The organism is Bradyrhizobium sp. 1200_D9_N1_1 (assembly GCF_052075915.1).
GTDB classification, from domain to species: Bacteria; Pseudomonadota; Alphaproteobacteria; order Rhizobiales; family Xanthobacteraceae; genus Bradyrhizobium; species Bradyrhizobium diazoefficiens.
On the sequence record NZ_CP197226.1, the window covers coordinates 2,838,231 to 2,858,544 of the forward strand.

A 20,314-nucleotide genomic window follows, 5' to 3' on the forward strand; every position below is an offset into this window, starting at 1 on the left:
ATTCGGCGTGGGCTCAGCCGGTACGTGCTAGGCGCGGCGCGATTCGATCAGGCTCCGATACAGCGCTGCATAGTCGCCGGCGCGGCTGCGCCAGGAGACGTCGGTCGCAAGGCCGTTTCGTTGCAGCTGCCGCCAGGTCAGCTTGTCGTGGAAAGCCGTGTTGGCCTTGCGCAGCGTGCCGGCGAGGGCATCCGCCGTCACCGGGCCGAACTTGAAGCCGGTGGCCTCGCGGCCGGACGCGTCCGCCTCGCCGATATCGACGATGGTATCCTCGAGGCCGCCGACGCGCGAGACGATCGGCACGGCGCCATAGCGCAGCGCGCAGAGCTGGGTCAGGCCGCACGGCTCGAACCGCGACGGCACGATGAGCGCGTCCGAGCCGGCCTGGATCAGATGCGCCAGGATCTCGTCGTAGCCGATCACGACCCCGATCCGGCCGGGATTCGCGCGGGCGGCGGCCTGATAGCGATCCTGGAGATCGCGGTCGCCGCTGCCGAGCAGCGCGAGCTGCATGCCTTCGCCCAAAATGGTCGGAATGGCCTCGAGCAGGAGATCGAGCCCCTTCTGCCAGGACAGCCGGCTGATGACGCCGAGCAGGGGGGCTTCGTCCGAGGAATCGAGATTGAATTGTTGCTGAAGCACCGCCTTGTTCGCAGCGCGGAACGTAAGGTCCTCCGCGCCGAACCGATAGGCGATGTGCGAATCGGTCTGCGGATTCCACACCGCGATGTCGATGCCGTTGAGGATCCCGCTCAATGCGCCCGCGCGCGCGCGCAGCAGGCCGCCGAGCCCCATGCCGCCTTCGTCGCTCTGGATCTCACGCGCGTAGGTCGGGGACACCGTCGTGATGCGATCGGCGAATTGCAGGCCGGCCTTCAGGAAGCTGATGCCGCCGAAATATTCGAGGCCGTTGACGTCGAAGGAGCTCCACGGCAGGCCGATCGCACCGATCAGCTCAGGAGCGAACTTGCCCTGATAGGCCATGTTGTGGATCGTCATCACGGTGCCGGGACGCGGACGATTGTCGTAGTGCAGATAAGCGGGCGCGAGCCCGGCCTGCCAGTCATGGGCGTGCACGATGTCGGGCACGAAGGCCGGAACGAGGCCGTGGCCGATGTCGGCCGCCACGCGCGACAGCGCCGCAAAGCGCACGCCGTTGTCCGGCCAGTCGACACCGTCGGCCGTGACGTAAGGGTTGCCCGGCCGCGCGTAGAGATGCGGCACGTCGAGCACGAACAGGTCGAGCCCGTCATGCGCGCCGGCGAGCAGCCGGCCCGGCCCGCCGAAATAATCCGGCCAGCGCCGGATCTCCTCCGCGCCCGAGAGCAGCCGCATCACGTCGGGATAGCCCGGCATCAGGGTGCGCATCTCGACGCCGTGCGCCTTCAGCGCAATCGGCAGCGCGCCGGCGACATCCGCGAGGCCGCCGGTCTTGACGATGGGATAGACTTCGGAGGCGACCGCGAGGACGCGAGCAGGCGTCATGTATTCAGCCTGTCGATCATCGGTTGGGTGATGAGGGAGATGCCCTGCTCGGTGGTGCGGAAGCGCTTTGCATCGAGCTCGGGATCCTCGCCGATGACGAGCCCCTCGGGGATCTCGACGCCGCGGTCGATCACGACGTTCTTTAAGCGAGCGCCGCGCCCGACATTCACATAGGGCATGATCACGGCGTTCTCGACATTGGCATAGGAGTTGATGCGCACGCCGGTGAACAGCAGCGACCGGCGCAGCGAGGCGCCGGAGATGATGCAGCCGCCCGAGACCAGCGAGCTCACCGCCTGGCCGCGCCGGCTCTCCTCGTCATGGACGAACTTGGCGGGCGGCGTGATCTCCGAGTAGGACCAGATCGGCCATGCGCGGTCGAACAGGTCGAGCTCCGGCACCACGTCGGTGAGGTCGATGTTGGCCGCCCAATAGGCGTCGACCGTGCCGACGTCGCGCCAGTAGGCGCGGGGATCGCTGCCGGAACGGACGCAGGAGGTCGAGAACTGGTGCGCGATCGCGCGGCCGTTCTTGACGATGTAGGGAATGATGTCCTTGCCGAAATCGTGGTTCGAGCTCGGGTCCTCGGCGTCGCGCTTGAGCTGGTCGAACAGGAATTTCGCATCGAACACGTAGATGCCCATGCTGGCGAGCGAGACGTCCGGCTTGCCCGGCATCGGCGGCGGATCGGCCGGCTTTTCCAGGAACTCCTGGATCCAGCCGTTCTCGTCGATATGCATGATGCCGAAGCCGGAGGATTCCGCGCGCGGCATTTCGAGGCAGCCGACCGTGACGTCGGCGCCGCTATCGACGTGCTGGCGCAGCATCACCTCGTAATCCATCTTGTAGATGTGGTCGCCGGCGAGCACGACAATGAATCGGGCGTTGTGCGACTCGATGATGTCGATGTTCTGGTAGATCGCGTCCGCCGTGCCGACATACCACATGTTCTCGGAGACACGCTGGCTCGCGGGCAGGATGTCAAAGCTCTCGTTGCGCTCCGGGCGGAAGAAGTTCCAGCCCATCTGAAGATGCCGGATCAGGCTGTGCGCCTTGTACTGGGTGGCGACCGCGATGCGGCGGATGCCGGAGTTCACCGCGTTCGACAGCGCGAAATCGATGATGCGGGACTTGCCGCCGAAATAGACCGCCGGCTTGGCGCGCCGGTCGGTCAGCTCCAGAAGCCGGCTGCCGCGTCCGCCAGCCAGGACGAACGCCAGCGCCTGACGGGCGAGCGGCTCATTTCCGACGGCACTCATGTCATCCTCCCACTCTTCTGGCGCAAGTCGGAGCCCTCGCGAGATGCCTCTCGGCCGCGCACCATTGGAACCAATAGTAACGGTACGAATAGTAAATCGGGAAGGTGGTTGTTGGTTGCGAACGCGCGGGAAGCTTAATGCTTTGCCGTCGTGCGCGGCGCAGGCGCCGTCGCATCGGTGTCATCCCGGCGCGGCGAGCCTGACCACAATTGAGGCATGCATGGGCTCTCTTGTGCGCCGCACGCAGAATCGAGCGTTTGACTTGGCGCAAGGATGCCCGATCATACGCCTGCGATCCTTTTTCCAGGCGAAACGTCCGAGAGGGAGCAAGACGATGAGGATCTGGACAACGGCAATTGCCTGTTCGCTGGCAGGTGCGGTCATGGCTGGCCAAATCGGGCAGGCCGCAGCAGCCCCGATGCCGACCAATGTCGCGGCCATGAAGGCTGCGGCCGGCGACGACGTCACGCAGGTGCATTGGCGCGGCGGCGGCTGGGGATGGGGCCTCGGCGGCCTCGCGGTCGGCGCGATCATCGGCGGCGCCATCGCCAGCAGCGCGCCTTACGGCTACGGCTATTACGGCGGCGGCCCGTATTACGGTGGCTATGGTTATCCTGGATATGGCTATGGTTATGCGCCGGCCTATTACGGCTACGGGCCGGCCTATGCCTATCCGCGATACTATGGCTACCGCCGGGTCTATCGGCCCTATTACGGCTATTACCGGCCGTATGCGCGCCCGTACTACCGCGGATATTGGTGATCGCGGTTAAAGCGAGAGCCACACGATCAGGCTCATGCAGGCGAGATGCGCGAGCACGATCGCGGCGAGATGCAGCGGGCCGGCCTTGAGGCGAAGCCTGCGCATCCCGCCGCCTCCGCCTAGTTCGACCCGGCGGCCGCCGCGGTGAAGCTGCGGTCGACGGCTTGGTTGACGTCGAGCTTCTTCGGCAGGATGCCGTAGCGCGTCGAGCGGTCCGAAGCTGCCTGGATCTCCTTCACCACGTTCTCGTCGATCACGATCGGGCTGGTGCGTTGCGCGGTGTAGGCCGACTGCAGCACGTCCTCCGGCAGCCTGGTCAGCTCGGCCGTGCTCCTGGCGTATTCGGCAACATGATCCAGTGACCACAGCCGTGCCTTGTTCAACCGCTGCACCAGGTCTTGCACCGCCGCGCGCTTGGTGGCGATGGCATTGTCGGAGGCGACGATGAAGGTGATCGTCGGCGTCAGGCCGTCGCCGTCGGCGATCACGCGGGCCTTGTCCTTCAGCGTCGCGTAGGAGACGTAGGGCTCCCACACCGCCCAGGCGTCGATCGAGCCCGCCACCAGCGCGATCTTGGCATCCACGGGGCCGAGCGGCGCGAACGTCGCGTCCTCCAGCTTGATCTGCGCCTTCTCCAGCGTCGCGTCGATCAAGAACTGACCCCAGCCGCCGCGCGTGCCGGCGAGGCGCTTGCCCCTGAGGTCGGCGGCCGACTTGATCGGCGAATCCTGCCGCACGAGGATCGCCTGCGTCTTCGCATCCGAGCGCGTGCCGCCGATCGCCTTGATCGGCGCACCCGCCGCATAGACCGACAGGAAGGACAGATCGCCGGTGTAGCCGACGTCGAGCGCGCCCGCATTGAGCGCTTCGAGGATCGGAGCTGCCGCCGGGAATTCCGACCATTCGATCTTGTAGGGCAGGTCCTTCGCGTAGCCGGAGATCTCCAGCAGCGAGCGATTGCCGCCCTTCTGGTCGCCGACGCGCAGCACGACGGTGTCGGCCGCGAGCGATGCGGCCGCCGTCGACAAGGTGATGGTGGCCGCCAGCAGCGACGCCGCAAGCCGGCGCGTCAGGGAATGATCGAGAGAGGAAGAGTTGATGCTCATGTGATCTGTCTTGTTGGTTTGCTCACGGCGCGTGAGCGAACGATGCAGCGGGACGATCAAGTCTATGAGCGCGCGATGCGCAGTCAATGAAATGGCCAACCGTATTGCGCGCGCGATCGGCAAGGACGTTTCAACGATCGCTTTCGAGAAAGCGACGTGCGCCGGCTGCAAAGCACCGCTGCAACGATGCGGATGCCGCAGTCGTGATGGAGCTTGCGAACGGACCCGGCCGCGAAAATCCTTTCACCGTTCCTGGACGCGACGATGGAGAGAATGACTTCGCTTCGCGCAACATTCGAAATTCCATTTCATTGACGATGCGGCGAGCGCGCCGCATGATTTGCGCATCGCATCAACGCGGCGCCGGGAGCGCCGACGGAAAGACATTCTCTCAACGCAGCTCCGTACGGAACATGCGCAACGGCATTCGTTGCGCAAACGGCGGAGACGTGCCAGCGCAGGAGCCAGGGCCGATGAACAACGAGAACAAGCGCGGCGGATCGAGTCTCCACCGTCGCCATCTGCTCCAGGCGGGATTGGCTGCGGCTTTCGCCGCACCGCTCGGTGCGCTCGGCGCACAGGCCTTCGCGCCGCAGCCAATCGGATCCGGCATCGATTTTTCCGAGTTACCGCTGTGCCGGACGGCATCTGACGCGCCCGCGCTGACGGGTGCCCCGCGTAAGCTAAAACTGTCGTGGAATGCCGGCGCGGTCTGCCTCGCGCCGCTGCCCGTCGCCATCGAGCACGGCTTCTTCCAGAAGCAGAATCTCGACGTCGAGCTCGTCAATTATTCCGGCTCGACCGACCAGCTCCTTGAAGCGATCGCGACCGGCAAGAGCGATGCCGGTCTCGGCATGGCGCTGCGCTGGCTGAAGCCGCTGGAGCAGGGCTTTGACGTCAAGATCGCCGCCGGCACCCATGGCGGCTGCATGCGCGTGCTGACGCGCACCGATTCCAGCGTGAGCAAGCTGGCCGACCTCAAGGGCAAGATCGTCGCGGTCGGCGATCTCGCCGGTCCCGACAAGAACTTCTTCTCGATCCAGTTGGCAAAGCTCGGCATCGATCCGGTCAAGGACGTCGACTGGCGCGCCTATCCCGGCAATCTCCTCAACGTCGCGGTCGAGAAGGGCGAGGTTCAGGCCTTCCTGTCGTCCGATCCGCTCGCCTATCTCTGGCTGAAGGACAGCCAGTACAAGGAAGTCGCCTCCAATCTCGACGGCGAATACCGCGACAAGAGCTGCTGCATCGTCGGCCTGCGCGGCAGCCTGGTGCGCGAGGAGCCGCAGGTCGCCCGTGCCATCACGCAGGCGCTGCTCGATGCCGCGATGTTCACCTCGCAGAACCCGGCGGTGGCCGCAAAATCGTTCCAGCCCTACGCACCGAAAGCGGCGACGCTTGCCGATATCGAGGGCATGGTGCGCTACCACACCCACCACCATCATCCCGTCGGCGAAGTGCTGAAGCGCGAGCTCAAGGCCTATGCCGACGACCTGAAGAGCGTGCAGGTCTTCAAGCAGAGCACCGATACTGCCAAATTCGCGGAGCGCATCTATGTCGACGTATTCGCTGTCTGACGGCCTTGCCTCCGGCGCACCACGCCTCGCCCGCGCACCGCTGCTTGCGAGCTGGATCCGTGAATCCGGTGTCGGTATTCTTGCCAGCGTCGCCTGGATCGCCTTCGGCCTGTCCTGCCTGTGGTGGGAAGATGTCGGCGACTGGTCGCGCACGCATTCGCTCGGCATCGCTGCCTTCGTCATCGCGGCCGTCGCGCTGTTCGGCACCGTCGGTGCCGACTATCTCGGCTCGGCGGGCAAGGCGTTGCATGAGCGCGCGCCCTGGCTCGTCGCGCTCGGTGCCTTCCTGACCTTGTGGGAAGTCGCTACCGCAAAATTCGCCTGGTTGCCGCTGCCGTTCTTTCCGCCGCCGCAGTCGATCATCGAAGTCTACACCGACGACCTGCCCAAGCTGCTCGACAGCGTGTTCGCCTCGGTCAAGCTCCAGCTCGGCGGCTATCTGATCGGCGCCACGATAGGATTCCTGACCGGCGTCTCGATCGGCTGGTCGCGTGCGGTTGGCTATTGGGTGCATCCGGTGCTGCGCTTCATCGGCCCGCTGCCGGCGACCGCCTGGCTGCCGATTGCCTTCTTCACCTTCCCGTCGAGCTGGAGCGCCTCGACCTTCCTGATCGCGCTGGCGACCGGCTTTCCCGTCACCGTGCTGACCTGGTCGGGCGTCGCGAGCGTCAGCAACGCCTATTACGACGTCGCGCGCACGCTGGGCGCAAAGCCGTCCTTCCTGGTGCTGAAGGTCGCGATCCCCGCGGCACTGCCGCATGTGTTCGTCGGCCTGTTCATGGGGCTCGGCTCGTCCTTTGCCGTGCTCGTCGTCGCCGAGATGATCGGCGTCAAGGCCGGCCTCGGCTGGTATCTGCAATGGGCGCAGGGCTGGGCGGCTTACGCCAACATGTACGCGGCGCTGATCGTGATGTCGCTGCTCTGCTCCGGCGCAATCACGCTGCTGTTTTGGATCCGCGATCGCCTCCTGGTCTGGCAGAAGGGGACCGTGAAATGGTAGCCGCAGCCGCACTGGCCGAAGTCGCCACGCATCCCGCCGCCGGCGCCGCGCTCGACATCGAGCAGGTCAGCCATGCCTTCGACATCGACGGTGCCGAGCTGCCGGTGTTGATCGACGTCAGCATCTCGGTCGAGCCGGGCGAGTTCGTCGCGCTGCTCGGCCCGTCCGGCTGCGGCAAGTCGACCTTGCTGCGGCTCGTTGCCGGCCTCGACAAGCCCAAGGCGGGGACGCTGCGTGAGGACGAGGCCCGCATCACCCGGCCGCATCCTTCGCGCGTCGTCGTGTTCCAGGATCCGACTCTGTTTCCCTGGCGGTCGGTCTGGGACAACGTCGCCCTGGGCCTCGAGGCCCAGGGCATCCTCAAGAGCCAGCGGCAGCGCGTGGATGACGCGCTCGATCTGGTCGGCCTTGCGTCATTCCGCAACGCCTATCCGCACCAGCTCTCCGGCGGCATGGCGCAGCGCGTCGCGCTGGCGCGTGCACTGGTCAACGATCCCAAAATCCTGATCCTCGACGAGCCACTCGGCAAGCTCGACTCGCTCACCCGCATCACCATGCAGGCCGAGATCGTCGCGCTCTGGCAGCGCAAGGGCTTCACGACGTTGCTGGTGACGCATGACGCCGAGGAGGCGCTGGTGCTCGCCAACCGCGTCATCGCGTTCAGCGACCGCCCGGCCCGGGTGAAGGCCGACATCCGCGTCGACCGGCCCTATCCACGCCATCGCGGCGATCCATATCTTGCGGATCTGCGCCGCCAGATCCTTGGTCTGTTGGGGTTGGACGCCACATGGTAGTTTCCGCACCCAAGGGCCGCACGGCGCACAGCGAACCCGACTACATCGCCCGCGCCGAGGCGTTGGCCGAAGGCTTTGCCGCGCGCGCGGCCGAGCATGACCGCACCGGCAGCTTCCCGTTCGAGAATTTTCGCGAGCTGTCGGAAGCGGGCCTGCTGTCGCTGACGGTTCCCGCAGTCCATGGTGGGGCCGGCGCCGGTGCGCGCTACGCCGCGCGCGTCATCGGCATCATCGGCAAGGCCGATCCGTCGACCGCGTTGGTACTGTCGATGCACTACATCAATCATCTCGTCATGGCGCGCAGTCCGACCTGGCCCGCCCGGTTGTCGCGCAAGCTTGCGCGTGAGACTGTCGAAGGCCTTGCACTCGTCAACGCGCTACGCGTCGAGCCCGAGCTCGGCTCGCCTGCGCGCGGCGGCCTGCCGGCGACGATCGCGCGGCGCACCGAGACCGGCTGGCGCCTGACCGGCCACAAGATCTATTCGACGGGATCGCCGATCCTGAAATGGTATCTGGTCTGGGCCCGGACCGACGAGGCGGAGCCGCGGGTCGGACAGTTCCTGGTGCCGGCGGGCCTGCCGGGCACGCGCATCGTCGAGACATGGGACCATCACGGCCTGCGCGCGAGCGGCAGCCATGACGTCATCTTCGACGACGTCGTGATCCCGCTCGATTCCGAGGTCGATGTCCGCAAGCCCGCCGATTGGCGCGGACCTGACGTCACGCAGGCGACCGTGCACACCATCTTCGTTGCCGCGATCTATGACGGTGTCGCCCGCGCCGCGCGCGACTGGCTGATCTCGTTCCTGAAGCAACGCGTCCCCGCCAGCCTTGGCGCGCCGCTCGCGACTCTGCCGCGTGCGCAGGAGATCCTCGGCGCCGTCGAGGCCCGGCTCGCGGTCAATGCGCGGCTGATCGCCTCTTTTGCCGGCGACTTCGACGACGGTGTCGAGCTCTCGGCGGCCGAGTCCAATGTGATCAAGCTCGCCGTCACCAACAATGCCGTGGCCGCCGTCGAGGACGCGCTGTCGCTTACCGGCAATCACGGCCTCTCTCGCACCAATCCACTGGAGCGGCACTATCGCGACGTGCTGTGCGGCCGCGTGCACACGCCGCAGGACGATTCCACGCGCACCGGCCTCGGCCGCGCCGCACTGGACCTCTAGCTTTTCCGCAAGACAATCAGGGAGACGATCATGTCGATCGAGTTCATCGGCTTCATCAGCAACAACAATTCGTCCGAAACTGTCGTCCGAGAGGGGCCGGTCCTCAACCCCACCCACATCGAGACGGTGGCCAAGGCGCATGAGAATGCCGGCTTCGATCGTGCGCTGCTGGCGTTTCATTCGACGACGCCGGACGCGCTCCAGGTCGCCCAGCACGTGCTCAACACGACCAGCCGCCTCAACGTGCTGATCGCGCAGCGGCCCGGCTTCACCGCGCCGACACTGCTGGCGCGGCAGTTCGCAGCGCTCGACCAGTTTTCCCGCGGCCGCGTCGCGCTTCACGTCATCACCGGCGGCAACGCCACCGAGCTCCGGCAGGACGGCAACACGCTCGACGACAAGGACGAGCGCTACGCCCGCACCTCCGAGTTCCTCGATGTTCTCAAGCTGGAATGGACCAGCGACAAGCCGTTCACCTACAAGGGCAAGTACTACCAGATCGAGAATGCCTTCTCGCAGGTGAAGCCGTATCGTCCCGAGGGCATCCGTGTCTATTTCGGCGGCGCCTCGGACGCGGCGATCGACGTCGCCGGCAAGCACGCCGACACCTTCGCGCTGTGGGGCGAATCCTATGCGCAGGTGCGCGACGTCACGTCCCGCGTTCACAATGCCGCGGTCCGGCAGGGCCGGCAGACGCCGCGCTTCAGCCTCTCGGTGCGCCCGATCATTGCGCCCACCGAAAAGCAGGCCTGGGAGAAGGCGGAAGAAATCCTGGCGCGCGCCACTGCGCTTCAGGACAAGACCGGCTATCGCAAGCCCGCCGACGGCCACGCCACCGCCGGTGCGCGGCGCCTGCTCGCGCTCGCCGACCAGGGCAGCCGCATCGACAAGCGGCTCTGGACCGAGATCGCAAAGCTCACCGGCGCCAACAGCAACACCACGGCGCTGGTCGGCACGCCCGAGCAGGTCGCCGAAGTCTTCGGCGACTATTACGACCTCGGCATCAGCCATTTCCTGATCCGCGGCTTCGATCCGCTGATCGACGCCATCGAATATGGCCGCGAGCTGATCCCGCTGACGCGCGAGCTGGTTGCCAAGCGTCAGGTCGCCCGCGGCGAGGCGGCTGAATGATCCGCCTCATGTTGGCCGGCGCGCTGCTGCTCGGTTCGTTGGAACTGGCGGCAGCGCAAGCCACGCTCCGCGTCGGCGACCAGAAGGGCAATGCGCAGGCTGTGATGGAAGCGGCAGGCCAGCTCAAGGATGTCCCATACAAGATCGAGTGGAAGGAGTTTCCGGCCGCCGCACCGCTGCTGGAGGCGCTCAGCGCCGGCGCGATCGAGACCGGCCTCGTTGGTGACGCGCCCTTCACCTTCGCTGCCGCCTCCGGCGCGCCGGTGAAGGCGATCGCCGCGATCCGGCAGACGCGCGAGGGGCTCGCCATCCTGGTGCCCGAGAATTCGCCGATCAGGAGTTTTGCCGACCTCCGCGGCAAGAAGATCGCAACCGGCCGCGGCTCGATCGGCCATCAGCTGATCCTGGCCGCGCTGGAGAAAAGCGGCTGGAGTGAGAGCGACGTGCAAATCGCGTTCCTCGCGCCCTCGGATGCCAAGATCGCCTACACGCACGGCTCCGTGGATGCGTGGTCGACCTGGGAGCCTTATGTGAGCCAGGAAGAGGTACTGTTCAAATCGCGCCGCATCATCACCTCGGAGGGCCTGACGCCGGGCCTGAGTTTTCAGGTGGCGCGGCCCGACGCTATCAGGAACAAGCGTGCCGAACTGACCGACTTCATCCGCCGCCTCACCGCCGCGCGGGCGTGGTCGCTGAACAACGTTGATAGCTATGCCGCGACCTGGGGCAGGCTGATGAACATCCCGACCGCCGTGCCGCTAAACTGGCTGTCGCGTGCAAAAATCCGCATCGCGCCAATCGACGACGGTGTGGTCGCGGACGAGCAGGGCACGATCGATTTGTACCTCCGCTGGGGCCTGATCAAGCAGAAGCTCGATGCGGCGGAGATCGTCGACCGCTCCTTTGCGGATGCGATCGCGAAGGCGGGGCTGTAGCTGCTAGGCACACTCGCGTGTCCCGGACGCGCTCTGGCGTGAAGTGCTGGACCGGCGTCATTCCGGGGCGCGACGAAGTCGCGAGCCCGGAATCCATCGATCTACAAAGATTGCGGCCCGATGGATTCCGGGCTCGCCCTGCGGGCGCCCCGGAATGACGGCGGCGGGGTACGAGGGTTGACGAGGCCCTCAAGCATCCGTGAAGCGAGAAGAACGTAGCCAGAGCGACCGCCGTTCTCGACAGATTCGTTCTGCGTTCCCTCCGCTTAACAACAGCTGCATTGCTATTTGCGTCACCTCCCTTGCGGCGCGCTCTACCCCGTCAAAAATCAATCCCACGACCACATCGGGAGACCGGCCATGGGCCTGCAACAAACAAGAATCGAATCGCTTCCTTTCGTCACCGCCGAACTCAACTACCTCGCGCCGATTTCAGGCAAGCCGCGCACCTACGCGTTCGATCCGCCGCCGGGCGAGCCGAAGAGCACGTCGCTGCCGGAGCCGCATCAGGTGCCGATCTTCGACGCGCGGCTGATCGCGAACAATATCTCGCTCGACCGCGAAGGCTTTGCGCTGGTGCGCCATCCGACCCAGGTGAAGGATTTTTACAACGACGAGGAAATACGCGCGGTCTACTATCCCGCGGTCGAGGCGTTCCTGCGTGCCACGCTGAAGGCCGATCGCGTCGTCATCTTCGACCATACCGTGCGGAGGCGCGTCGAGGGCGCCCCGGATATTCGCGATGGTGGCCCGCGTCAGCCGGCGACGCGTGTCCATGTCGACCAGACCGCCGTCTCCGGCGCCAACCGCGTGCGCGAGCATCTGCCTGACGAGGCCGACGAGCTTCTGAAGGGGCGTGTGCAGGTGATCAATCTCTGGCGGCCGATCCGCGGCCCCTTGCGCGATTCACCGCTGGCGATGGCCGACGGCACCACGGTGGCGCCAGAGGATCTCATCGCCTCCGACCTGATCTATCCCAATCGCCGCGGCGAGACCTATTCGGTGAAATACAATCCGAACCACCGTTGGTTCTATTTCCCGGAGATGACGCCGGACGAGGCGCTTCTGCTCAAGTGCTACGATTCCGCAACGGACGGCCGCACCCGCTTCGGGCCGCATACCGCCTTTGTCGATCCGACCACGCCCGCCGATGCGCCGCCACGTGAGAGCATCGAGCTGCGCACGCTGGTGTTCCACAAACAGTAACAATGTGTGATGGCACTGCCGGGGTGACCCGGCAGTGTTCCCGGAACCTAGGGGAACAAGGCGACGTTTGCAGCGCGGGGCAGGGCCAACCGGGGAGCGGTGCCGTGCGAGCGCTGACCACTTTATTGTTTTGTCTTGCCACATTTTCTCTGGCGCATGCCGAAAGCGGACTTGCCTCATATTACGGGTACGGAAAAGGCAAAGGCGCCGACCTGACCTGCGCCCACCGCACGCGCCCGTTTGGCAGCGTGCTCAAGGTGTCCTACGGCGGCCGCTCGATCCAGTGTCGCGTCAATGATCGCGGCCCGTTCATCCGCGGCCGTATCGTCGATCTCTCGGTGCCCGCCGCCCGCGCGCTCGGCATGATGAGCGCGGGCGTGGTGCGCGTCTCGGTGGAATAGGCCTCCGGGCGCGCTATAGTGCCGCCCAAAGCAGGGGGGCGCTATGGCCAGGATCAGGGTGGGACTCGTCGGCTGCGGCTTCGTGTCGGAGCTGCACATGTATGCGTTCCGGCGCGTCTATGGCGTGGACGTCGAGGTCGCGGCGGTGGCTGCGCGCGGCGACAAGGTCGTCGCGTTCGCCCAGCATCACAATATCCCGCGTGTTTATCGGAGCTTCGCCGAGCTGATCGCGGACGGCGAGCTCGATGTCATCGACATCTGCACGCCGCCGAACCTTCATGCGGAGATGATCGTCGCCAGCATGCAGGCCGGCAAGCACGTGATCTGCGAAAAGCCGTTCGCCGGCTATTTCGGCCGCGAGGGCGACACGCAGCCGATCGGCAAGCACGTGCCGAAGGCGCTGATGTATGAGCGCGTGATCGAAGAGATGGACAGGACGCGCGCCGCGATCGAGCGCACCGGGAAACTCTTCATGTACGCCGAGGACTGGATCTACGCGCCGGCCGTGACCAAGACCGCCGAGATCATCAAGGCGACCAAGGACAAGATCCTGTTCATGAAGGGCGAGGAGAGCCATTCCGGCTCGCACGCGGCCCACGCCGCGCAATGGGCGATGACCGGCGGCGGCTCGCTGATCCGCATGGGCTGCCATCCGCTCTCCGCCGTGCTCTATCTCAAGCAGGTCGAGGCCAGGGCGCGCGGTGAAATCATCCGCGTCGCCAGCGTCACCGGCGATGTCGGCAACGTCACCGCTGGCCTGAAGCCGGAGGAGCGCACCTACATCAAGGCCAACCCCGTCGATGTCGAGGATTGGGGCACGCTGACGGCGACGTTCTCCGACGGCACCAAGGCCACCGTGTTCTCCGGCGACATGATCATGGGCGGCGTGCGCAACCTGATCGAGACCTATACGAGCGGCGGCTCGCTGTTCGCCAACATCACCCCGAACACGCATCTGATGAGCTACCAGACCTCCGAGGAGAACCTCGCAAACGTCTACATCACCGAAAAGGTCGACCGCAAAACCGGCTGGCAATATGTCTGCCTCGAGGAGGAGTGGACGCGCGGTTATTTGCAGGAAATCCAGGACTTCATGGAATGCGCCGCGACCGGACGGCAGCCGCTGTCGGACCTCGCGCTGGCGTATGAGACGATCAAGGTGAACTACGCGGGGTATTGGGCCGCGGAAGAGGGACGGCGGGTGGTGTTGTAGGGGAGATCGTTACCGCGGCGGGACCGAGCTCCCTCGCCCCGCTTGCGGGGCCGCGACGAGCTTCGCTCGCGCTGAGAGGGTTGGGGTGAGGGGGAGTCGCCGCGGGGACGGTGATAGCGGAGTTCGCGGAGACTCGCCCTCACCCGGAATCCGCGCGCATCGCGCGTATTCCGGCCTCTCCCCGCAAGCGGGGAGAGGCGAAGAACCCCTCACGCCCCGTAGGTCGAGCCCTTCGGCAGCGGAAACACCGGGTCCTGTGTGCGGATGTTGGTCGGCCACACCACCGAGATGTGCTCGCCGGCGTTCTGCATCACGACCGGCGTCGAGCGTTCGTTCTGGCCGGAGAGCGGCGTGCCCGGCGGGAAGAACTTTACCCCATAGCCCTGGATGGTGCCGCCGGCGGGGATGTCGACGTCGAGCGCGGCCTTGCGGATCGCCTCGGGCTCGAAGCTGCCGTACTTTTCCTTGGCGACCGGCAGCACGTTGTTGAGCAGCACCCAGGTCTGGTTGAAGCCCATCGAGCAGTGCGGCGGCACGTCGGTGGCGCCGGTCTTGGCCTTGTAGCGCGTGACCATGGCGTTGGTCAGATCGCCGATACCCGGTGCGAGCTTTGCCGGATCGAGCAATTGCGCCGGCACGGGATCGATGTTGCAGAAATTGTCGATGTCGGGACCGAAGGTGGAGCGCAGCTTGTCGAGCTGGCTGTAGCCGGCGCCGGCGCCGAACAGCATCTTGAAGCGCAATCCGCTCTCGCGCGCCTGGCGCAGGAACAGGGTGATGTCGGGGTTGTAGCCGGCATGAGAGATCACGTCGGCCTTGGCGCGCTTGATCTTGGTCACCAGCACCGAGAGGTCGGGCGCGGAGGCCGAATAGCCCTCACGCAGCACCACCTGGATGCCGGCCTCCTTGGCGTAGGCCTCGTCGGCGGCGGCGACGCCAACACCGTAGGGGCCGTCCTCATGGATCAGCGCGACCTTGACCTCCTTGGGATCCATTCCGAGTTTTGCTTTCGCATGCTCGGCGAGGAAACCGGCAAAAGCCTGGCCATACTGGTCGGAATGGATCTGCGCGCGAAACACGTATTGCAGGTTCTTGTCCTTGAACACGGCGGTCGAGACCGCGGTCGTGATCCAGAGGATCTTCTTCTGCTGCTCGACCTTCGCCGCGAGTGGCACCGCATGCGAGCTCGCATAGACGCCGTTGATGATGTCGATCTTCTCCTGGCTGATCAGGCGTTCGGCCTCGTTGATCGCAACGTCGGGTTTGCTCTGGGAATCCGCAGCGACCGGAGCAATCTTGGTCTTGCCGCCGATGCCGCCTTTCTCGTTGACGAGATCGATCGCGATCTGCGCGCCGATTGACGAGGCGACCGAGCCGCCGGCGGCGAACGGGCCGGTGAGGTCGTAGATCAGGCCGATGCGCAATGTCTCGGCTTGCGCCTGGGCCCTTGTCCAATCGAGGCTGAGTGCGGCGGCGGCAGCCGCCGAGCTCTTCAGCAACTGCCTGCGTGAAGTCGGCATCCTATCCTCCCTCAAGACCGTCTTATGATTGGTTGTTATCTTTTTGCGAAGTATGGGGAGGGGGACGGCGGAAAGTCAACATCGCCCAAGGTCGATACGCGGTGCGCCGCCGCACAACGCATCTGCGAAAGACAGCAAAAAGCCCACCGCTCCCCGCGGAGCGATGGGCCTGATGCCGGTGCGAGCCGGTTACTGCGACAGCTTCACGAAGTTCGGAAACTTCAGCTTACCTTCCGCGATCTTCTCGGGCCAGACCACGACCTGCTTGGAGTCCTGCCACTGGAAGACGAGACCGGTCACGGCGCCGGGACCGGACTTGATGCCGTGGGTGAACTCGTCGTCCTTGCCGTAGAACTGGATGCGGCCGATCGTGCCCTCGTAATCGGTCTTCTCGATCTCGGCGACCATCTTGTCGGGATCGGTCGAGCCCGCGCGCTTGATCGCCTCGGTGATGAAGTAGACCTCGTCATAGGCGGTGTAGCCGGTATAGGCCGGCGGCGAGCCGAACTTGGCCTTGAAGGCGGCCGCGAACGGCTTCGTCTTGGAGGTCACGGCGACATCCGGAGTGGCCACCGCCAGCGACGGGATGCCGTCGGCGGCGCCATTGGTGTCCTTCCAGAAGGTCGGGCTCAGCGCCTGCGCGCTGATGCCGAACATCGGGATCGGCACCTGCTGGTTCTTCCACTGCACCGTCGGCTGCACGCCGACATGCGAGATGCCGGTCACGATCACATCGGGCTTCTTGCCTTCGATGTTGTTGAAGATCGGCGTGAAGTCGGTGGTATCCGGCGAGAAGCGCACGTGCTCGACGACCTTCAGCCCGGCCTTGGGCAGGCACGCCTCGTAGCCGACGTCGAGCGGCTTGGTCCAGGCGGCGTCCTCGCTCATGATCGCGACCGTCTTGAACTTGAGCTTGTCGACGAGCAGGTCCTTGGCGGCGTCGCAGACGAGCTGGGCCTGCGCGGCCGAGGTCAGATAGCCGTGGAAGGTGTACTTGTTCTTCTCATAGTCGTTGTGGATTGCCTTGGTGATCTCGTTGGAGGCGGCGCCGGGGGTGATCAGCGGCATCTTCAGGCGCGCCGCCCAGGGCTCGAGCGCCAGCACGACCTCGCTGATATAGCTCGCGATCACGGCGGAGACCTTGTCCTCGCTCACCGCACGCTGGAACGCTCGCACGGAGTCCGCCGAGGAGCTCTTGTTGTCATAGGTCACGATCTCGATCTTGCGGCCGAGGATGCCGCCCTTGGCGTTGATCTCGTCGGCGGCGATCTGCGCGCCGCCCGGCGTCGCCGCGCCCGCGATCGACTGCACTTCGGCGATGACGCCGATCTTGATCGGATCGTTCGACTGCGCGTAGGCGGGGGCGGCGAGGCACAGCGCCAGCGCGGAGGCGAGGAAGCTGCCGCTCAGGATGGTCGATGGTCGCATGGTCGTTTCCCTTCTATGTTTTTTGTTGATGTTGACGGACTTAAAGAAAATCAGCGCCGGCCTCGCTCGCGAAGCGGCCGGGATCGCCCTCCCAGACGATCCTGGCGTGTTCGAGCACATAGACGCGGTCGGCGTGCGGTAGCGCGAAAGTGACGTTCTGCTCGCCGAGCAGCACCGTGATCGACGTGGTCTGCCGCAGCTTCGTCAGCGCCTTGGACAATTGCTCGAGGATGACGGGGGCAAGGCCCAGCGTCGGCTCGTCCAGGATCAGGATCTGCGGCTGCATCATCAGGGCGCGGCCGATCGCGAGCATCTGCTGCTCGCCGCCGGATAGCGTCTGTGCCATCTGGCCCTGGCGCTCCTTCAGGATCGGGAACAGCTCGAACAGCCAGGCGAGCTGCGCGGCGCGCTTGTCGTCGGACAGATGCTGGCCGCCGAGATCGAGATTTTCGCGCACGCTCATCTCGCCGAACAGCTCGCGCGATTCCGGGCACTGCACGAGACCGCTGCGCGCGATCCTGGCCGGGCTGGTGCCGCGCAGTCTGTCGCCGCCGCGCACGATCTCGCCGCTATAGGGCAGGAAGCCGGAGATGGTGTTGAACAGCGTGGTCTTGCCGGCGCCGTTGAGGCCGACGACCGAGACGAACTCGCCTTCGTGGACGTGGATCGAGACGTTGTCCAGCGCCTGCGCCTTGCCGTAGAACACGCTGACATTCTCGACCTGGAGCAGCGGCACCTTGTCCTTGAAGCTGGTCTCGGGCCGCGCATGGGTCTCGATGGCGCCGCCGAGATAGACCCGCCGCACCGTCTCGTTCTTCATGACGTCGTCGGCCTTGCCGGTGACGATCTCCTCGCCGAGATACATCGCGAGCACGCGGTCGACCAGCGCTGCGACGCTCTTGACGTTGTGGTCAACCAGCATCACCGCGCGGCCGTCATCGCGGAAGCTGCGGATCAGGTCGGAGAAGATATCGACCTCGGCCCGCGTCAGCCCGGCAAAGGGCTCGTCCACCAGCACGACTTTTGGATCGCGGGCGATAGCCTTGGCGAGCTCGAGCCGGCGCAGATCAGCGAACGGCAGCGTCGGCGGGCGGCGGTTCATGACGTTGCCTAAGCCCACGCGGTCGGCGATCCACTTGGCGCGCTCGACCAGCGCCTTGTCCGGAAACAGCATGAACAGGCTGTCCGGCAGCAGCGCCACCATGATGTTCTCCAGCACGGTCTGCCGGTTCAGCGGCCGCGAGTGCTGGAACACCATGCCAAAGCCCTTGCGCGCGATCTTGTGCGCGGGGAGGCCCGCGACGTCCTCGCCCTCGAAGACCACTTCGCCTGATGTCGGGCGCTCGATGCCCATCACGCTCTTCATCGCGGTCGACTTGCCGGAGCCGTTCGGCCCGATCAGGCCAAAGATCTCGCCGCTGTTGACCTCGAAGCCGAGATTCTTCACCGCGGTCAGGCCGCCGAAGCGCTTGGTCAGGCCGCGGACTTCGAGCACGGCCCGGTTTGAAAGCCTCATATCCATCACGAGCGAGCCTCGCGCGAGAGGGCCGCTCCGAGGAAGCCGCCGGGGAAGAACAGCACGACGAGAAGCGCGACCGCCGAGACGATGAAGGTCGCAAGCTCGCCGGTGGGCCTCAGGAATTCCCCGGCGACGATCAGGAAGATCGCGCCCAGCGCCGCGCCGAGCACGGTGCGCCGGCCGCCGAGCACGGCCGAGACGATCACGTTCACGCCGACCGCGACGTCGACGACGGTGCCGACCGAGGCGGTGCCGAAATAGAACACCAGGAGCGCACCCGACAGCCCGGAGAAGAAGGCGCTGACGATGAAGGCGGCGAGCTTGTGCTTGACGATGTTGAAGCCGAGCGCGCCGGCCTGCACCGGATCCTGGCCGCTCGCCTGCAGCACGAGGCCGATCGGCGATTGCGACAGGCCATAGAGGATCGCGGCCGAGATGGTCATGAAGCCGAGCGCGATCCAGTAATTCGTGTCGGCATTGATGCTGATGACGTCGGGGATGGTGAGCCCGATCTCGCCGCCGGTGAGGTCGGCGAACACCACGATGAAATTTTGCAGCATCAAGACTGCGACCAGCGTGGTCAGGCCGAAATAGGGCCCGCGCACCCGCAGTGCCGGCAGCGCCAGCACCAGGCCGGCGATGACCGAGGCAAGCGCGCCGAGCACGATGCAGAGATAGACCGACCAGCCGAACTGGGCGTTGAGGATGCCGGCGGTGTAGGCGCCGACGCCGATCAGGAAGGTCGGACCGAAATTGACCTCGCCGGCGAAGCCGAACAGCAGGTCCCAGGCCATCGCGAACACGCCGAAATAGAAGGCGACGGTCAGCAGGCCCAGCACGTAGCCGGAGACATAAAGCGGCAGCGTCGCCGCGATCACGACCAGCGCCAGCGAGACGAAGAACAGGCGCGAAGTGAAGAAGGTGGACATCTCAGCGCCTCCCCAGAAGGCCCTGGGGCCGGATGTACATCACGAACACGAGCAGCAGCAGCGCCGGAATGGTGCGATAGGCCGGCGAGACCAGATAGGCCGTCAGCGTTTCGAGATAGCCGACCACGAAGGCCGCGATCAGCGAGCCCGAGACACTGCCGAGCCCGCCGAGCACGACGATCGAGAACGCGCTCGCCGTCAGAGGGCCGACGCTGTAGGAGCTGACGCCGAGGAACATGCCGAGCAGCACGCCGGCGATGCCGGCGAGGATGCCGTAGATCGCCCACACGACGATGTAGATGTTGGTGAGCTCCAGCCCGAGCAGCGTGACGCCGCGCGGGTTCATCGAGGCCGCCAGCACCGCCTTGCCGGTGCGGGTGCGGTTCACGAGCAGCCACAGCAGCGCGATGACGAGGCAGCAGACGATCGCGGTGAAGATCTCGTTCTTCGGCGTGCGCACGCCGAGGATCTCGACGACGCCTTCGACGATCGGCAGCACGGTCTTGGCGTTGTTGGTGAAGAAATAGGCGATCAGCTCCTGGATCATGATGCCCCATAGCAGCGTGCCGGTGAGGACGAAGATTTCCTTCTCCTCATTCGGAATGCGCCGGGAATCCTGGATCGGCTTCACCACGGCGAAATAGGTGGCGAAGGCCGTAAGGAGGGCGACCGCGACCCCGATCAGCGCGCCGGCATAGGTGCCGACGTTCAGGATGCTGGCGGCGGCCCAGGCGGCGACGGCTGCCGCTACCATGATGGCACCGTGGGAGAGGTTGAGCACGCCGGAGACGCCGAAGATCAGCGTGAAGCCGGTGGCACCGAGAGCGTAGAGAGCGCTGATGGCAAAGCCATCGATCAGGATCTGGAAAGCTCGCATTGATGATT

General features: G+C 65.5%; 18 protein-coding genes. 10 read left to right on the top strand and 8 right to left on the bottom strand.

What is annotated here, in order from left to right; translation table 11 throughout:
* Positions 1 to 27: 27 nt before the first annotated feature.
* Both glgA and glgC read right to left on the bottom strand, forming a co-directional pair.
* Positions 28 to 1,485: a glycogen synthase GlgA gene (gene glgA, locus AB5K84_RS13670; RefSeq protein WP_441232505.1), complete on the bottom strand. Its 1,458-nt coding sequence runs from the start codon at positions 1,483 to 1,485 to the stop codon at positions 28 to 30.
* Positions 1,482 to 2,744 carry a glucose-1-phosphate adenylyltransferase gene (gene glgC, locus AB5K84_RS13675; protein ID WP_161533769.1) on the bottom strand — a complete coding sequence of 421 codons (1,263 nt, stop codon included), beginning with the start codon at positions 2,742 to 2,744 and terminating at the stop codon, positions 1,482 to 1,484. Before glgC ends, glgA begins: the two co-directional genes overlap by 4 nt.
* Positions 2,745 to 3,078: 334 nt before the next feature.
* Between glgC and AB5K84_RS13680 the strand changes: the two genes are divergently transcribed.
* Positions 3,079 to 3,507: a hypothetical protein gene (locus AB5K84_RS13680; protein ID WP_038966491.1), complete on the top strand. Its 429-nt coding sequence runs from the start codon at positions 3,079 to 3,081 to the stop codon at positions 3,505 to 3,507.
* 119 nt (positions 3,508 to 3,626) lie between these two features.
* Here the strand turns inward: AB5K84_RS13680 and AB5K84_RS13685 are convergent, their stop codons facing one another.
* Complete coding sequence (locus AB5K84_RS13685) at positions 3,627 to 4,613, bottom strand: ABC transporter substrate-binding protein (protein WP_441232506.1); 987 nt, start codon at positions 4,611 to 4,613, stop codon at positions 3,627 to 3,629.
* 473 nt (positions 4,614 to 5,086) lie between these two features.
* On the opposite strand from AB5K84_RS13685, the gene AB5K84_RS13690 reads away from it, so the two are divergent.
* From AB5K84_RS13690 to AB5K84_RS13730, 9 genes are all read left to right on the top strand, one after another.
* A complete protein-coding gene (locus AB5K84_RS13690) occupies positions 5,087 to 6,187 on the top strand; it encodes an ABC transporter substrate-binding protein (RefSeq protein WP_441232507.1) in 1,101 nt (366 codons plus the stop codon).
* On the top strand, positions 6,165 to 7,187 hold the full coding sequence (locus AB5K84_RS13695) for an ABC transporter permease (RefSeq protein WP_441232508.1): 1,023 nt from the start codon (positions 6,165 to 6,167) through the stop codon (positions 7,185 to 7,187). The genes AB5K84_RS13690 and AB5K84_RS13695 overlap by 23 nt, the downstream gene beginning before the upstream one ends.
* Positions 7,181 to 7,981, top strand: a complete 801-nt coding sequence (locus AB5K84_RS13700) for an ABC transporter ATP-binding protein (RefSeq protein ID WP_441232509.1) — start codon at positions 7,181 to 7,183, stop codon at positions 7,979 to 7,981. The genes AB5K84_RS13695 and AB5K84_RS13700 overlap by 7 nt, the downstream gene beginning before the upstream one ends.
* Complete coding sequence (locus tag AB5K84_RS13705; RefSeq protein ID WP_441232510.1) at positions 7,975 to 9,147, top strand: acyl-CoA dehydrogenase family protein; 1,173 nt, start codon at positions 7,975 to 7,977, stop codon at positions 9,145 to 9,147. Before AB5K84_RS13700 ends, AB5K84_RS13705 begins: the two co-directional genes overlap by 7 nt.
* A 30-nt stretch (positions 9,148 to 9,177) precedes the next feature.
* On the top strand, positions 9,178 to 10,278 hold the full coding sequence (locus AB5K84_RS13710; protein ID WP_441232511.1) for an LLM class flavin-dependent oxidoreductase: 1,101 nt from the start codon (positions 9,178 to 9,180) through the stop codon (positions 10,276 to 10,278).
* Positions 10,275 to 11,213 (top strand): ABC transporter substrate-binding protein, encoded by a 939-nt coding sequence (locus AB5K84_RS13715; protein ID WP_441232512.1) that lies wholly within the window; start codon positions 10,275 to 10,277, stop codon positions 11,211 to 11,213. Before AB5K84_RS13710 ends, AB5K84_RS13715 begins: the two co-directional genes overlap by 4 nt.
* A 360-nt stretch (positions 11,214 to 11,573) precedes the next feature.
* Positions 11,574 to 12,419: a CmcJ/NvfI family oxidoreductase gene (locus tag AB5K84_RS13720; protein WP_441232513.1), complete on the top strand. Its 846-nt coding sequence runs from the start codon at positions 11,574 to 11,576 to the stop codon at positions 12,417 to 12,419.
* 104 nt (positions 12,420 to 12,523) lie between these two features.
* Positions 12,524 to 12,820 carry a septal ring lytic transglycosylase RlpA family protein gene (locus tag AB5K84_RS13725; RefSeq protein ID WP_161533776.1) on the top strand — a complete coding sequence of 99 codons (297 nt, stop codon included), beginning with the start codon at positions 12,524 to 12,526 and terminating at the stop codon, positions 12,818 to 12,820.
* 43 nt (positions 12,821 to 12,863) lie between these two features.
* Complete coding sequence (locus AB5K84_RS13730; RefSeq protein WP_028176131.1) at positions 12,864 to 14,033, top strand: Gfo/Idh/MocA family protein; 1,170 nt, start codon at positions 12,864 to 12,866, stop codon at positions 14,031 to 14,033.
* Between the two features lie 209 nt (positions 14,034 to 14,242).
* On the opposite strand, the gene AB5K84_RS13735 is transcribed toward AB5K84_RS13730, so the two are convergent.
* The 5 genes from AB5K84_RS13735 to AB5K84_RS13755 form a co-directional block, all read right to left on the bottom strand.
* Positions 14,243 to 15,553, bottom strand: coding sequence for an ABC transporter substrate-binding protein (locus tag AB5K84_RS13735; protein WP_441232514.1), 1,311 nt, complete (start codon positions 15,551 to 15,553; stop codon positions 14,243 to 14,245).
* Positions 15,554 to 15,742: 189 nt separating this feature from the next.
* Positions 15,743 to 16,981 carry an ABC transporter substrate-binding protein gene (locus AB5K84_RS13740; protein WP_271551265.1) on the bottom strand — a complete coding sequence of 413 codons (1,239 nt, stop codon included), beginning with the start codon at positions 16,979 to 16,981 and terminating at the stop codon, positions 15,743 to 15,745.
* 40 nt (positions 16,982 to 17,021) lie between these two features.
* The gene (locus AB5K84_RS13745) at positions 17,022 to 18,503 is read right to left on the bottom strand and encodes an ATP-binding cassette domain-containing protein (protein WP_304567499.1); all 1,482 of its coding nucleotides are present in this window, start codon (positions 18,501 to 18,503) and stop codon (positions 17,022 to 17,024) included.
* Complete coding sequence (locus tag AB5K84_RS13750) at positions 18,503 to 19,429, bottom strand: branched-chain amino acid ABC transporter permease (protein WP_441232515.1); 927 nt, start codon at positions 19,427 to 19,429, stop codon at positions 18,503 to 18,505. Before AB5K84_RS13750 ends, AB5K84_RS13745 begins: the two co-directional genes overlap by 1 nt.
* 1 nt (position 19,430) lies before the next feature.
* Complete coding sequence (locus tag AB5K84_RS13755) at positions 19,431 to 20,306, bottom strand: branched-chain amino acid ABC transporter permease (RefSeq protein ID WP_110117013.1); 876 nt, start codon at positions 20,304 to 20,306, stop codon at positions 19,431 to 19,433.
* Positions 20,307 to 20,314: the final 8 nt, after the last annotated feature.